General features: G+C 68.1%; 12 protein-coding genes. 5 read left to right on the forward strand and 7 right to left on the reverse strand.

The window, feature by feature from the left end:
* Positions 1 to 22: 22 nt before the first annotated feature.
* From NC4_RS20840 to hemE, 3 genes are all read right to left on the reverse strand, one after another.
* On the reverse strand, positions 23 to 361 hold the full coding sequence (locus NC4_RS20840; RefSeq protein ID WP_067540940.1) for a hypothetical protein: 339 nt from the start codon (positions 359 to 361) through the stop codon (positions 23 to 25).
* Positions 362 to 604: 243 nt separating this feature from the next.
* Positions 605 to 1,954, reverse strand: a complete 1,350-nt coding sequence (locus tag NC4_RS20845) for a protoporphyrinogen oxidase (RefSeq protein ID WP_157554975.1) — start codon at positions 1,952 to 1,954, stop codon at positions 605 to 607.
* A gap of 124 nt (positions 1,955 to 2,078) precedes the next feature.
* A complete protein-coding gene (hemE, locus tag NC4_RS20850) occupies positions 2,079 to 3,146 on the reverse strand; it encodes a uroporphyrinogen decarboxylase (protein WP_067540943.1) in 1,068 nt (355 codons plus the stop codon).
* A gap of 74 nt (positions 3,147 to 3,220) precedes the next feature.
* On the opposite strand from hemE, the gene NC4_RS20855 reads away from it, so the two are divergent.
* Both NC4_RS20855 and NC4_RS20860 read left to right on the forward strand, forming a co-directional pair.
* A complete protein-coding gene (locus NC4_RS20855) occupies positions 3,221 to 3,850 on the forward strand; it encodes a DUF3000 domain-containing protein (protein WP_084529491.1) in 630 nt (209 codons plus the stop codon).
* A 295-nt stretch (positions 3,851 to 4,145) separates the two neighbouring features.
* Positions 4,146 to 5,393: a ribonuclease D gene (locus NC4_RS20860; RefSeq protein WP_067541078.1), complete on the forward strand. Its 1,248-nt coding sequence runs from the start codon at positions 4,146 to 4,148 to the stop codon at positions 5,391 to 5,393.
* Between the two features lie 82 nt (positions 5,394 to 5,475).
* On the opposite strand, the gene NC4_RS20865 is transcribed toward NC4_RS20860, so the two are convergent.
* A complete protein-coding gene (locus NC4_RS20865) occupies positions 5,476 to 6,594 on the reverse strand; it encodes an epoxide hydrolase family protein (RefSeq protein WP_067540945.1) in 1,119 nt (372 codons plus the stop codon).
* A gap of 133 nt (positions 6,595 to 6,727) precedes the next feature.
* Here NC4_RS20865 and NC4_RS20870 point away from each other — a divergent pair, with 133 nt between their 5' ends.
* Positions 6,728 to 7,003, forward strand: coding sequence for a DUF2277 domain-containing protein (locus NC4_RS20870; RefSeq protein WP_067540947.1), 276 nt, complete (start codon positions 6,728 to 6,730; stop codon positions 7,001 to 7,003).
* On the opposite strand, the gene NC4_RS20875 is transcribed toward NC4_RS20870, so the two are convergent.
* Positions 7,000 to 7,593 (reverse strand): TetR/AcrR family transcriptional regulator, encoded by a 594-nt coding sequence (locus tag NC4_RS20875; protein WP_067540950.1) that lies wholly within the window; start codon positions 7,591 to 7,593, stop codon positions 7,000 to 7,002. The two genes, NC4_RS20870 and NC4_RS20875, sit on opposite strands and share 4 nt — an antisense overlap.
* A gap of 59 nt (positions 7,594 to 7,652) precedes the next feature.
* Between NC4_RS20875 and NC4_RS20880 the strand changes: the two genes are divergently transcribed.
* Entirely contained in the window at positions 7,653 to 8,483 is an 831-nt protein-coding gene (locus NC4_RS20880; RefSeq protein WP_084529493.1) for a class I SAM-dependent methyltransferase, read from the forward strand.
* Between the two features lie 87 nt (positions 8,484 to 8,570).
* On the opposite strand, the gene NC4_RS20885 is transcribed toward NC4_RS20880, so the two are convergent.
* Positions 8,571 to 9,374, reverse strand: coding sequence for an enoyl-CoA hydratase (locus NC4_RS20885; protein WP_067540953.1), 804 nt, complete (start codon positions 9,372 to 9,374; stop codon positions 8,571 to 8,573).
* Between the two features lie 130 nt (positions 9,375 to 9,504).
* Positions 9,505 to 11,520 carry a 1-deoxy-D-xylulose-5-phosphate synthase gene (gene dxs / locus NC4_RS20890; protein ID WP_084529495.1) on the reverse strand — a complete coding sequence of 672 codons (2,016 nt, stop codon included), beginning with the start codon at positions 11,518 to 11,520 and terminating at the stop codon, positions 9,505 to 9,507.
* A gap of 146 nt (positions 11,521 to 11,666) precedes the next feature.
* On the opposite strand from dxs, the gene glsA reads away from it, so the two are divergent.
* Positions 11,667 to 13,535 carry a glutaminase A gene (glsA, locus tag NC4_RS20895; RefSeq protein WP_067540955.1) on the forward strand — a complete coding sequence of 623 codons (1,869 nt, stop codon included), beginning with the start codon at positions 11,667 to 11,669 and terminating at the stop codon, positions 13,533 to 13,535.
* Positions 13,536 to 13,660 lie beyond the last annotated feature (125 nt).

The following is a 13,660-nucleotide window of genomic DNA, read 5'->3' on the forward strand; positions in this document are numbered from 1 at the left end:
ACCCGATATTCGCCCGGCCCTTCTAGAAGTGATTCGGGGCGGTCTCGGTCGCCGTGATCGTGAAATAGTCGTTCAGGTCGACATTCGTTCCGCTGACGGCGGCGACGGTGAAGGTGTGCGTTCCGGCGGTGGCCGCGACGACCACGGTGACCGGCACCAACGCCTTGTGCGACCGCGGCTCGTTGGTGAAGGCCGAGGCCGTCGCGATCACATTGCCGTCCATCAGCAGATTGACGCTGATCTTCCCGCCACTATTGGACCACGCCGATCCGCAGAACTGGATGGCCAGCTTTCCGCCGTCCGTGGTCATCGTCGCGGTGACCGGGAAGGGGGAATTGTTTGCGACAGGTGTGACATGCATGACTGCTACTCCGATGTTCCAGGACGGAACGCGCACAGCGGCATTCGAGGATGAGTCGCGCAGCAGAATGAATACCCGCGTAACTCGTGATCGATGCGCGGATGTGCCGTTGTCCTATACGAATTCTGATGGCCAGCGACTTCGGCGGCCGGGATCCCAGTCCTGACGATACGCCGAGAGATTCTGTCGCACAGTCGAATTCGATCCCGATAACAATACGGACCGGCGCTTATCTTTTCGAATTCAGTACAACTGCTCGACGATACGGGCCGCGGCGGCGGTACCGGAGGCGGCGCACGCGGGCACGCCCACACCGCCGAGGTAGGCGGCCGCCAATGCGATGCCCTCGAGATCGGCTGTGGCCGAACGCAGTTCAGCGATGCGGGCGGTGTGGCCCGGAGCGTACTGCGGGAGGCCGCCGACCCAGCGCTGCACGATCGCCCGCGACGGGCGAATCTCGGCGCCGGTCACCGCGGTGAGGTCTTCGACGGCCGCGGCGATGAGGGCGGAATCCGGCCAGGACAGCGGCGAAGCGTCGCCGAAGCGGCCGAAAGAAGCACGGACGAGAGCCACGTCGCGCTCGGCCAGATGCGGCCATTTACGGCTGGAGAGGGTGAAGGCCTTGGCGCGCAAGGACTCACCGGTCGCGACGAGAATGCCGGAGTTGTCGGGCAGCGCCGTTTCCCGGGGCAGCGCGAGAGCGACGACAGCGGAGGAGGCCAGATCGATGCCGCCGACGAGATCGGCCGCGGCGGGCGCGATCTCACGCAGCAGGGCCGCCGTCGCCGGGGCCGGAACGGCGAGGATCACGCCATCGACCACACCGAGCGGATCGAGCTCCCAGCCGTTCGCGGCACGAGTGAGCCTGGTTGCGGCGGTAGTGGTTTCGATCTTCACATCGGCGGCGACCCGCAGGGCGTCGAGCAGGACGCGATAGCCGTCGCGAATGCCGCCGAAGACCGGCGTCGTCGACGGCGGCGGAAGCGCGTCGCGCACCGCAACTGTCAGGCTCGGCGCACCCGCGTCGAGCGCCGCGGCCAGAGTGGGCAGGGCCGCGCGCACGCCGATCGAATCGGCCAGTCCCGCATACACTCCGCCGAGCAGCGGATCGACGCTGCGGCGCACGACCTGCGCGCCGAAACGATCCGCGACGAGCGCCCCGACCGCGATATCGCCGCCCCGCTCCCAAGAAAGCAGCGGCCGCTCGTGCTCGCCCGCGATTCTTTCGAGTGTCTCCGAATCGACCAGCCCGGCAACCGCTTCCGGACCGGAAGGAATACCCATCAAGGTGTTCTCCGGCAGCCGATGCGTCGCGCCTTCCGACCAGATCAGCGGCCGCTTACCAGCCGGATGGACGAGCTGGTCCTCGATCCCCAACTCCCGCATGAGCTCCGGAATCTCCGGCCGCCGCCCGACGAACGCCTCGGCCCCCAAATCAACCGGCTCACCGTCGATCTCGGCAGTATGCAGAATCCCGCCGATGCGCTCCCCCCGCTCGACCAGCACGAGTTCGGCCTCCGACCCCAGCGCCCGCCGCAACCGGTAGGCCGCCACGAGCCCACTGATCCCGCCACCGACCACCGCGATCCGCATCGACCACTCCTCGCCACTAATCCCTTACCAGCAACGTACTCCCACCCCCGTGGGCAGCAGTCGAGCAGGTAATGGTGCAGGCAAACGCCGAGAAGACCCCCGCGCGATTACCTGCTCCGCGGACTTACAGGGGGATGGGGAGGCTGTGGATGAGGGCTACTGTGTCGGTGATCGCGGTGGGGTCGGTGTTCGGGAGGACGCCGTGGCCGAGGTTGAAGATGTGGCCCTTCGCGCCGAGGGTGATGGCTTCGTCGGCCTCGTGGGCGATGCGGCGGACCTCGGATTCGGCGGCCTTCGGGCCCGCGAACAGGACGGCCGGATCGAGGTTGCCCTGCAAGGCTTTTCCGGGGCCTACGCGGCGGACGGCGTCGTTCAGCGGGATGCGCCAGTCGACGCCGACGACATCGGCTCCGGCTTCGCCCATGGCGCCGAGCAGTTCGCCGGTGCCGACACCGAAATGGATGCGCGGGATGCCCGCCTCGGCGACTTCGGCGAAGACGCGCATCGAATGCGGGAGCACGTATTCGCGGTACTGGGCGAGGGTCAATGCACCGGCCCAGGAATCGAAGAGCTGGATCGCGTCGACGCCGGAGGCGATCTGGGCCTGCAGGAATTCGATGGTGATATCGGTGAGCACGCCCAGCAGTTGATGCCAGGTTTCCGGGTCCGCGAGCATCATCGCCTTCGTGCGCTCGTGGTTCTTGCTCGGGCCGCCTTCGACGAGATAGGAGGCGAGGGTGAAGGGCGCGCCCGCGAAACCGATGAGGAGCGTATTGCCGAGAGCGTCGAGCAGCAGGCGGATGCCGTCGGTGACCGCGCCCACTTCCTCGGCGCGCAGGCGCGGCAGGGCGCGCACATCGGTGACGGTGCGCACCGGATCGGCAACGACGGGACCGACTCCCGCCACGATATCGAGATCGATGCCCGCGGCCTTGAGCGGAACGACGATGTCGGAGAACAGGATTGCGGCGTCGACATCGTGGCGGCGGATCGGCTGCATGGTGATTTCGCATACCAATTCCGGATCGAAGCAGGACTCCAGCATGCCGATGCCCGCGCGCAGCTCGCGGTACTCCGGCAGCGAACGCCCAGCTTGGCGCATGAACCACACCGGGCGACGATGCGGCACGCCGCCGTTCGCGGCGACGAGGAACGGGGCATCGGTCAGCTGGCGGCGGGTGTGAGTGCTCATCAGGAGCCATCGTAAAGGGGCCCGGCGGCGCGCCTCTCACTACACCGCGCCTCCGAGGTCTACCGTGGCATTTCGTGACACCGCTCGACTTCCGCGACGGCGCCGCACCGACCCCGGAACCAGAAGAACCCGCCAGGTTCCGCGCCGCGGTCGATGCGATGGGCACCGCAACCGTGCATCCTCGAATCGAGCTCGCACCGATCCGGCCCCCGCAGCGCCTGGCCCCGTACTCCTACGCCCTCGGGGCGGAAGTCACTCGACCCGATACCAATGTGGTGCCCGTCGACTCCGACGGCGACGCGTTCGGCCGATTGATCCTGCTGCACGACCCGAACGGCCAGGAAGCCCGGCACGGGGTGTTCCGCTTGGTGGCCTACATCCAGGCCGATATCGACTCGGCGCTGGCGGCCGATCCGCTGCTGCCGGAGGTGGCGTGGAGCTGGCTGGTGGACGCGCTCGAATCGCGCACGCCGTTCACCGCGCTGGGCGGCACGGTCACCTCCACGAGTTCGGTGCGCTACGGCGATATCGCCGGGCCGCCGCGCGCGCATCAACTCGAATTGCGGGCGTCGTGGACGGTGGGCGACACCGAGATGCGGCCGCATGTGGAAGCCTTCTGCGAGGTGCTCGCGTACGCGGCCGGACTGCCTCCGGCCGGTGTCACCCGGCTGGACGTCAAGCGCGGCGGCGAGGACGGCGAATAGCGCGGGCCGAGTCGCCGTATCCTGCGCGAATACTGGCGCATCGGCCTCCGGGCAAGTAGTCGGCAGTCCTCCCGGGCAACCGATTGGCGCAATCGAGAACCTTAGTACCGCAACGAAATCAGCGCGCGCCTACTACGATTCCGAACAGCCTTGCGCCGCGTTCCGGATTTCCGTGAGGCCGTGTTCCCGAGGCGCGCAACACAAGGTCTCCCCGCCGCGCATCGCGAGGTCGCGGCCTGCCGTTTCACTGGACGTGACGCGGACCGCCCAGCCCCTACCCGTAGAGTTCAAGACCATGTCCGTACCAGAAGAACCCGAAGCCACTGCCGCGGTACCGTTGCTCGCGCCAGTGGAGGGTGTGCCGCCGGTACTGGACACCGCTGCCGAAATCGCCGAGGCCGCGCGCTCGCTGGCAGCCGGAACGGGTCCGCTGGCCGTCGACGCCGAACGCGCCTCCGGGTTCCGCTACTCCAATCGCGCATACCTGATCCAGCTGCGCCGCGCCGGTTCCGGCACCTTCCTCATCGATCCGATTCCGGTGGACGGCGAGCTCACGCCACTGGCCGCCGCCATCAATGATCTGGAATGGGTGCTGCACTCCGCCGATCAGGACCTGCCCGGGCTGGCCGAGCTAGGTCTGTTCCCGGCCCGGCTGTTCGACACCGAATTGGGCGGTCGCCTCGCCGGGTACGAGCGCGTCGGCCTGGCCGCCATGGTCGAGAAGCTGCTCGGCCGGGAACTGCGCAAGGGCCACGGCGCCGCCGACTGGTCCACCCGCCCGCTGCCCGACGAATGGCTCAACTACGCCGCCCTCGATGTGGAGCTACTCCTGGAGCTGCGCGACGCCGTCGCCGCCGACCTCGAGGAGCAGGGCAAGACCGACTGGGCCGCACAGGAATTCGAGCACGTCCGCACCGTCGAACCCGCCGCGCCCAAGGCCGACCGCTGGCGCCGCACCTCCGGCATCCACACCCTGCGCCGCACCCGCCAGCTCGCCATCGTGCGCGAACTCTGGACCACCCGCGACCGCCTGGCCCGCAGCCGCGATGTGGCTCCGGCCCGCATCCTCCCCGATTCCGCCATCGTGGCCGCCGCCACCGGCGAACCCAAATCCATCGCCCAGCTGCGCGCCCTGCTCGTCTTCGGCGGCCCCCGCCAGCGCCGCTACTCCCGGGAATGGCTAGGCGCGGTCGAACGCGCCCGCGCCCTCCCCGACACCGAACTCCCGCCCCTGACCCAGCCCTTCGACGGCCCCCCGCCGGTCAACCGCTGGGAACGCCGCGATCCGGCCGCCGCCGCCCGCCTGCAACGCGCCCGCGCCGCCATGACCGAACTCTCCGGCGAAGTCGAAGTCCCCGTCGAGAACCTCCTGACACCGGACCTCTTACGCCGCATGTGCTGGGACGGCCTCCCCCGCGCCGCCACCAATGGCGACGCCCCCACCCTCATCGAGGACTTCCTCACCACCGGCGGCGCCCGCCCCTGGCAACGCAACCTGGCCGTCCCCCGCCTGGCCGCGGCCCTCTACCCCGACAAGTCGTAAGCGCAACCCGCTCGACCGGATCCCGACGTACGCCTGCGGCCCCGGCGCACTGCGCCGGGGCCGAATCGGTTCGTTCCGAGACTTACTTCAGCTTCGCGAAGAAGCCGCGGATATCGGCGGCCAGGGTGTCGGGAACCTCGTAGGCGGACCAGTGGCCGCCCTCGCTGTATTCGTTCCACTGCACGATATTGGCGTGGTCGCGCTCGGCGAACTTGCGCGGCGCCTTGAAGTCGTAGCCGAAGGAGGCCAGGCCGATCGGGACGGTGGTGGGCTCGGAGGCGTGCACGCCCTTGGCGTTCTCGTAGTAGAAGCGGGCCGAGGAGGCCGAGGTGTTGATGAACCAGTAGATGGCGACATTGGTGAGGATGTCGTCGGGATCCAGGGTGCCCAGCAGCTGGCCGCTCCAGGCGAGCTGACCGACGGGGGAATCCGACAGGCCGTGGGCGATGGTGCTCGGCTGCGCCCGCTGGGTGAAGTCGTGGATGGAGTGCTCCAGGAACTTCTGGCCGAACTGGATGCCGAAGAGATCCTGTTCGCTGAGGCCGTCCATCTCGCCCGGCTCACCCTTCGGGAACGAGAAGATCTGGGTGACGTGCACGCCGATCACGTGATCGGGCGCCAATCGGCCCATTTCGGGCGAGACGATCGAGCCGCCGTCATTGCCGTGCACGCCGTAGCGGTCGTAGCCCAGCCGCCGCATGAGCTCGACGTAGGCCGCGGCCATGCGCTCCGGGGTCCAGCCGATGTCCTTGGTCGGGCCCGAGAAGGCGAAGCCGGGGTAGGACGGGATCACCAGGTGGAACTGGTCGGTCAGCTTGTCGATCAGGCCCAGGAACTCCACGAACGAGCTCGGCCAGCCGTGGGTCAGCATGAGCGGGGTCGCCTCCGGATTCGCCGAGGGCACGTGCACGAAGTGGATGTCCTGCCCGTCGATCTCGGTGATGAAGTGCGGGTAGGAGTTGAGCTTCTCCTCGACCGCGCGCCAATCGAATTCGTCGCGCCACCGGGCGATGAGCGGCTGCACGAAGGAGCCGGGCACGCCGTACTCCCAGCCCTGCGGGACCGGAATGCCCAGATCCACCTTGCCCGCGAACTGCTCGGCGGGGAGTTCGGCGGCGAACCGGGCGTGGGTCAGACGGTAGGTCAGGTCGTCCAGGTCGGCCTGCGAGATCTCGATGCGGAAGGGGCGGATGAAGGACATTGATCTCTCCTCGTTTTCTGGAACGGAATGATTCGTTCTGATACTGACTCTAACAGAATGAATCGTTCCGTTCCAGTCCTTTCCGAAAATTTCTTTCCCGGCGATGTCACCCCTGCGCGCTACCGTCGGAGTCATGTGCCGAAACATCACCGCTCTGCGCGGGCTGGAGCCCGCGGCGACGCCCGAGGAGATTCAGGCGGCCGCGCTGCAATTCGTTCGCAAGGTCGGCGGCCTGTCGAGCATCTCCGACGCCAACCGCGCCATCGTCGACGCCGCCGTCGCCGATATCGCCGCCGTCACCACCCGGCTACTGGCCGACCTACCCGACCGCAAGGTCCCGCCGAAAACCGTTCCCCCGCTGCGCCGCCCCGAGGTGCAGGCGCGGATTCACGCGCACAACCACGGCTAGCCGGTCAGCACCCCGGCGAGCACGGCGGTGACGGTCCTCTCGAGCGCCGCGGCGGTCGGCGGCTCGCCGGTGCGGTCGGCGAAGAGCAGATGGCCGGAGCCGATGAGCGTGGGGGCGAGGGTGTCGATATCGGCCGCGGGAGTCAGGCGGCCCAGATCGCGCTCGGCCCGGAGGTAGTCCGCGATCATGGCGGTGGCTTCCGAGACGAGGGGGATGCCGGGGGCTCGGCGGGCGGCGCGTAGGCGAGCCCGCACATCGTCGCGGAAGGTGACGAGGGCGATGATCGCCACGGCCACCGGGCCGAAGATGCCGGTCAGGGCGGCAGCGACGGTCGCGGGGACGGTCCCGGTTCCGGCGGAATCACGCAGCGCGGCAGCCTGATCGCCCAGGCGCTCGATGCGGTCGAGAACGAGTTCGGCCAGGAAGGCATCGAAATCGGCGAAGTGGCGGTGCAATACGCCCTTGGCGTAACCGGCTTCGGCGGTGACCGCGCGACTGGTGAGCGCATGCGGTCCGTCTCGCAGCAGCAGCCGTTCGGCGGCGTCGAACAACTGCGCGCGGGGATCGCGAATGGCCACTCCGGTCGGCACTGACGAACTCCTCTTCGGATTCATTGACGAGTGGGCGCACGCCCACCTAAGGTGGGCGCATGCCCACTATACGGCCGGAAGACTCCAATCCCGCAGTGGTCCAAGCACATCGACAGCGGCAGGTAGCGGAATCGTTCGGCGTGGATGTCGAACGCTACGACCGGACCCGGCCGCACTACCCCGACGAACTGATCCGCCGCATTGCCGACAACGCCCGCGAGGTGCTCGACGTCGGCTGCGGCACCGGCATCGCCGCGCGTCAGTTGCAGGCCGCGGGCTGCACCGTCCTGGGCGTCGAACCCGACTCGCGCATGGCCGATTTCGCCCGCGCCCGCGGACTCGACACCGAGGTCGCGACCTTCGAGAACTGGGACCCGGCCGGTCGCCGGTTCGACGCCGTCACCGCCGGACAAGCCTGGCACTGGGTGAATCCGGTTGTGGGAGCGGCCAAAGCGGCCGAATCACTCCGCCCCGGAGGCCGCCTCACAGCCTTCTGGTACGTCCTCACCACACCCCCCGAAGTCACCGACGCCTTCACCACCGCCTACACCCGCGCGACCCCGGATTCCCCGTTCCGCTTCCCCACCACCCCCGACCAGACCCGGGCCATGTACCAAACCATGCTCGACAACGCCGCCACCGGTATTCGAGAAGCAGGCGGTTTCACCGAGCCCGAACAATGGCGCTTCGACGCCGACCGCACCTTCACCCGCGCCCAATGGCTCGACCAACTCCCGACCTTGGGCGTGCTGACCCGGCTCCCGCCGGATGCCCTGACAGAGATCACCTACGCGGTCGGCACCGCCATCGATGCGATCGGAGGCCACTTCACCGTCCCGTTCACAACCGTGGCCGTCACCGCCGAGCGCATCACCCGCACCACGAACTAGCCCCGCCCGACCTTGCCCAAGCGAAGACTCCGCCATGGCGCACCAGTCCACTCGATGGCGAGCACGGCTGTCCGAACAGCGCCGAGGTCAGTCTTCGAAGATGGGTGGGCGGCGGTCGCGGCGGGCGCGGATGGCTTCGTCGAAGTTGTCGGTGGTGAGGCGGACGTAGAGCTGGGACATGCCCTCGTGTTGCATATGGGATTCGAAGCTGCCCGCTTCCAGGCCGCTCCAGAGCATGCGTTTGGTGAGTTCGGTGCCGACGCGACTCCAGCGGATGATCTGTTCGGCGGTGTCGTAACAGGTTTCGAGGAGTTTGTCGGCGGGGACCACGCGCGAGACTATGCCGATGCGCTCGGCTTCGGCGGCGTCGACGTCGCGGCCGGTGAGCATGATCTCGTAGGCGCGGGTGGTGCCGACCACACGGGGCAGGAGGTAGCTGATGCCCAGTTCGGCGGAGGTGAGGCCATTGTTGATGCCCGCCGCGCGGAAATAGGCGTCCTCGGAGGCGATTCGGATATCGGTGCCGACGGCCAGGCAGAAGCCGCCGCCGATGGCCGCGCCGTTGACGGCGCTGATCACCGGCTGATGCATGCGGCGGATGGTGAGCATGACATTGTTGAGCAGGTCCATGGAACGGCGCGCCACGCTGGTCTTGGTCAGGCCCGCGACACCGGGGATCTTGCCCGCATGCTGCAGATCCGCGCCGGAGCAGAACCCGTGACCCGCGCCGGTGAGGACGACGACGCGCACCTCGTTGTCGGCCGCCACCTCCTCGAGGGCCTCCCGCAGCGGCACCATCACGTCGAAGGCCATGGCGTTCATTCGCTCGGGGCGGTTGAGGGTGACCAGCGCGATCTGCGGACGCGGCTTCTCGACGAGCACGAAGGACATGCGAACTCCTGACCGGAAAACTGTAACCGGTTACAGAATTTACGCGAGAAGTGCGCGGGCGTATACGAAAAGCCGCGGTCCACGGCGGAAACCGTGGACCGCGGCTGTGCGTCGAACCTGTCCGGCCGCCCTATTCGGCGAGCGCCCGCTCGGCCGGAGCCACCAACTCCTGCTCGGTCAGCAGCGGCGCGTCCGGCGTCGCGCCATTGGCCACCGAGCGCCCGTTACCGGACACCCCGGTGTCGGACCGCGCGCTGTCGCCGAGCCAACCCGTAATGCGCTGTGCCACATCGGAGGGCGTGAGCCCCAGCTCCTGATGGATCTTGGCGCGCGAGGCATGATCCAGGAACTCTTGCGGCACACCGAGATCGCGAGTCGGCACATCCACACCGGCGGCGCGCAGCCGCGCCGAGACCGTACAGCCGATGCCGCCGTGCAGGCCGCTGTCCTCCACGGTGACCACGAGACGGTAGTTCTCGGCCAGCTTGACCACCGTGTCCGAGACCGGCAGCACCCAGCGCGGATCGATGACGGTGACCGAAACCCCTTCGGCCCCCAGCAGATCCGCCGTCCGCAGGGCGAGATCGGCGAAGGCGCCGACCGCGACCAGCAGCACATCGCCGTGCACCGATTGCGCGGAGGCGCCCTCCACATCGGGCAGGCGCAGCACATCGACGCCGTCGAGCCGCTCGACCGCGGAAATATCCTCGGTGACAGTGCCTTTCGGGAAGCGAATGACGGTGGGCCCGTCGCTGATATGGACGGCCTCGGCCAATTCCTCACGCAGCGTTGCCGCATCGCGCGGAGCGGCCACCCGGATACCCGGCACGATGCCCAGCACCGACAGATCCCACATGCCATTGTGGCTGGCGCCGTCGTCACCGGTGATGCCCGCGCGGTCGAGCACCAGGGTCACCGGCAGCTTCAGCAGCGAGACATCCATCAGCAACTGATCGAAGGCGCGATTGAGGAAGGTGGAGTAGATGGCCACCACCGGATGCAGCCCGCCCAGCGCCATACCGGCCGCCGAGGTGACGGCGTGCTGCTCGGCGATGCCGACATCGAACATGCGCTCCGGGAAGTGCTTCCCGAAGGCCGTCAAACCGGTCGGACCGGGCATGGCGGCGGTAATGCCGACAATGTCGTCGCGCTGTTCGGCCTGCTCGATGAGCGCATCGGAGAAGACCTTGGTCCAGGTGAGCCCGGAACCGCCCACGGGCTCACCAGTCAGCGGATCGATGCGGCCCACGGCATGCATCTGATCGGCCTCGTGATCCTCGGCGGGCTTGTAGCCGCGGCCCTTCTGGGTGACCACGTGCACGATGACCGGCCCGCCGAAATCCTTGGCGCGCCGCAGCGCCGCCTCCAGCGCGACGGTGTCGTGCCCGTCGACCGGGCCCACGTACTTGAGCCCGATATCGCTGAACAGCTCCTGCGGGGCGACGGCGTCCTTTATCCCGGTCTTGATGGCATGCAGCATCGAATAGGCCGAATCCCCCACGCGCGGAATGCTCTGCACAATCCGCTTGGTGGCGTCGAGCGCATGCTCGTAGGCGGGTTGCATACGCAATCCAGCCAGTCGCTCGGCGAGTCCGCCAATGGTCGGCGCATACGAGCGGCCATTGTCATTGACCACCATGATGACCGACCGATCCGGCCCGGCGGCGATATTGTTCAGCGCCTCCCAGCACATGCCGCCGGTCAGCGCGCCGTCGCCGACGACCGCGACCACATGGCGCTTCTGCCGGGTCAGCGCGAACGCCTTCGCCAGCCCGTCCGCGTAGGACAGGGCGGCCGAGGCGTGCGAGGACTCCACCCAGTCGTGGGCGCTCTCCCCCCGGCACGGATAGCCGGACAGCCCGCCCTCTTTGCGTAGCGTGTCGAACCCGTCCTTACGACCGGTGAGGATCTTGTGCACGTACGCCTGATGGCCCGTATCGAAGATGATCGGGTCGGCGGGCGAGTCGAAGATCCAGTGCAGCGCGATGGTGAGCTCCACCACGCCGAGATTCGGTCCCAGATGTCCGCCGGTGACGGCGACCTTGCGCACGAGGAATTCGCGGATCTCCTCGGCCAGCTCATTCAATTCCGGTACCGACAGCCGGCGCAGGTCCTCGGGCGTGTCGACCCGGGAAAGCACTCCCACGGCTATTGCTCCCTCCGGCATGTCTCCTGATGATTGCAACAGTCTACGGAGCCCGAACCGGCCCCCGATGCCAGGAACGAAGCGCCACCTGCGACATCCCCTGGGAATGTGAGGCTCCACACACACTACCCGGATACAGTGACCCCGTGGGCCCCTCCGTTGCGGAAACCCGTGGGACGGCTGCGACCGCCAATGGCGTTGTGGCCCGCATCATCGACGAGGTGTACCAGCGCTTCCGCGCCGACACCTCCGGAACGCTGGCCGACTACATTCCGGAATTGGCTGCGGTGCAACCGGATTCGTTCGGCGTCTGCCTGGCGACGGCGGACGGTCGGGTGTACGGGAGCGGGGATCTGGAGACCGCCTTCACGATTCAGTCGATCTCCAAACCGTTCACCTACGCACTCGCGCTGGCCGATCGCGGCACCGCGGAAGTCGCCGAGCGCATCGATGTGGAGCCGACCGGCGAACCGTTCTATGAGATCAGTCTCGATCCCCGGACGCAGCGCCCGCGCAACCCGATGATCAATGCCGGTGCAATAGCCGCGGCATCGCTGATCGAGGGCCGCGACGCCGCCGACCGATTCGAGCGGATCCGCCGCAGCTACAGCCGATTCGCGGGGCGCGAACTGCGCATGAACGAGGCGGTCTACGCCTCCGAGGCACGCACCGGCTACCGCAATCGCGCCATCGGATATCTGCTGCGCGGGGCCGGGATCATCGATATCGATCCGGACGAAGCGGTCGACCGCTACTTCCGGCAGTGCTCCCTCGATGTCACCTGCCGCGATCTCGCCCTCATGGCCGCCACCCTCGCCAACAATGGCGTCAACCCGCTCACCCACGAGCGCGCGCTGTCCGGGCCGCTGGTCGAGCAGGTGCTCAGCGTCATGACCACCTGCGGCATGTACGACGCCGCCGGGGATTGGGTGACCACCGTCGGCCTGCCCGCGAAAAGCGGTGTGGGCGGCGGCATTCTGGCGGTGCTGCCCGGCCAGATCGGCATTGCCGTGTACTCCCCGCGCCTGGACGCGCACGGCAGCAGCGTGCGCGGCGTGCAGGTCTGCCGCGAACTCTCGCACCGGCTCGGACTGCACTTCCTGCACGTGACCCGCGCCGCCCACACCGCCATCCGCACCGCGTACTCGGTGACCGAAGCGCCCTCCCGGCTGCGCCGCGATCCCGACGAACTGGCCCTGCTGCGCCGCTACGGCGACCACGCCCGCATCTTCGAACTGCACGGCGACCTGCTTTTCGCCGGGGCCGAATCCACCGTGCGCGCCGTCGAGGAAACGCCGGGCGAACTCGACGCGCTCGTCCTGGATCTGCGCGAAGTCGGTTACGTCAGCGCCGTCGCCATCCGCATGCTCGACGATCTGCAAGCCGAACTCGCCGCCACCGGCTGCCGCGTCGCCCTCGTCGACCCCGAAGCCAAACTCGGCCATTTCTCCTCGAGCCTGGACCCGGCCGACCCGCGCGGCCGCGTCTTCGCCGACCGCGACAGCGCCACCGAATGGTGCGAACAACTCGTCCTGGACAAGTACCGCCCACCCGGCGAAGCGGCGCACACCGCGCTGACCGTCGACCAGCACCCCGCCCTGTCCGACCTCGCCGAACACGAACGCGAAGGCCTCGCAAAGGAATTCGAGATCCGCACCATCGCCCGCGGCGAGCTCGTCATAGCCCGCGACAGCCCCCGCGCCGGTCTCTTCCTCATCCTTGACGGCCGAGTCCGCATCACCTTCGAGGACCGCTCCGGCCACCGCCACCGCCTGGTCTCCCTGGCCACCGGCATGTCCTTCGGCGAAATCCCCATGCTGGCCGGTGTCCGCTTCACCAACGACATCTACGCCGAATCCACCGTCCGCCTGGCCGTCCTCCCACCCGCCAAATTCGACCTCCTGACCAGCGAGGCCCCCGAAATCAAACTAGCCCTCCTCGAACGCCTGGCAGCCACCGCCTACACCCAATCCGACGCCGCCATCCGCGCCCTAGCCGCCCACGGCGCCCCCTAACCCCCGAGTTCACACCCCATAGCCCCGGTTCACACCGCATATCGGTGCGCCGGATGGGGTGTGAACCGGCGGGAAGGGGTGTGAACCGCCTGCTCTCAGCGCGGTACACGGGGGGAAGGGGGCGG

It is taken from the genome of Nocardia crassostreae (assembly GCF_001613405.1).
Lineage (GTDB): Bacteria > Actinomycetota > Actinomycetes > Mycobacteriales > Mycobacteriaceae > Nocardia > Nocardia crassostreae.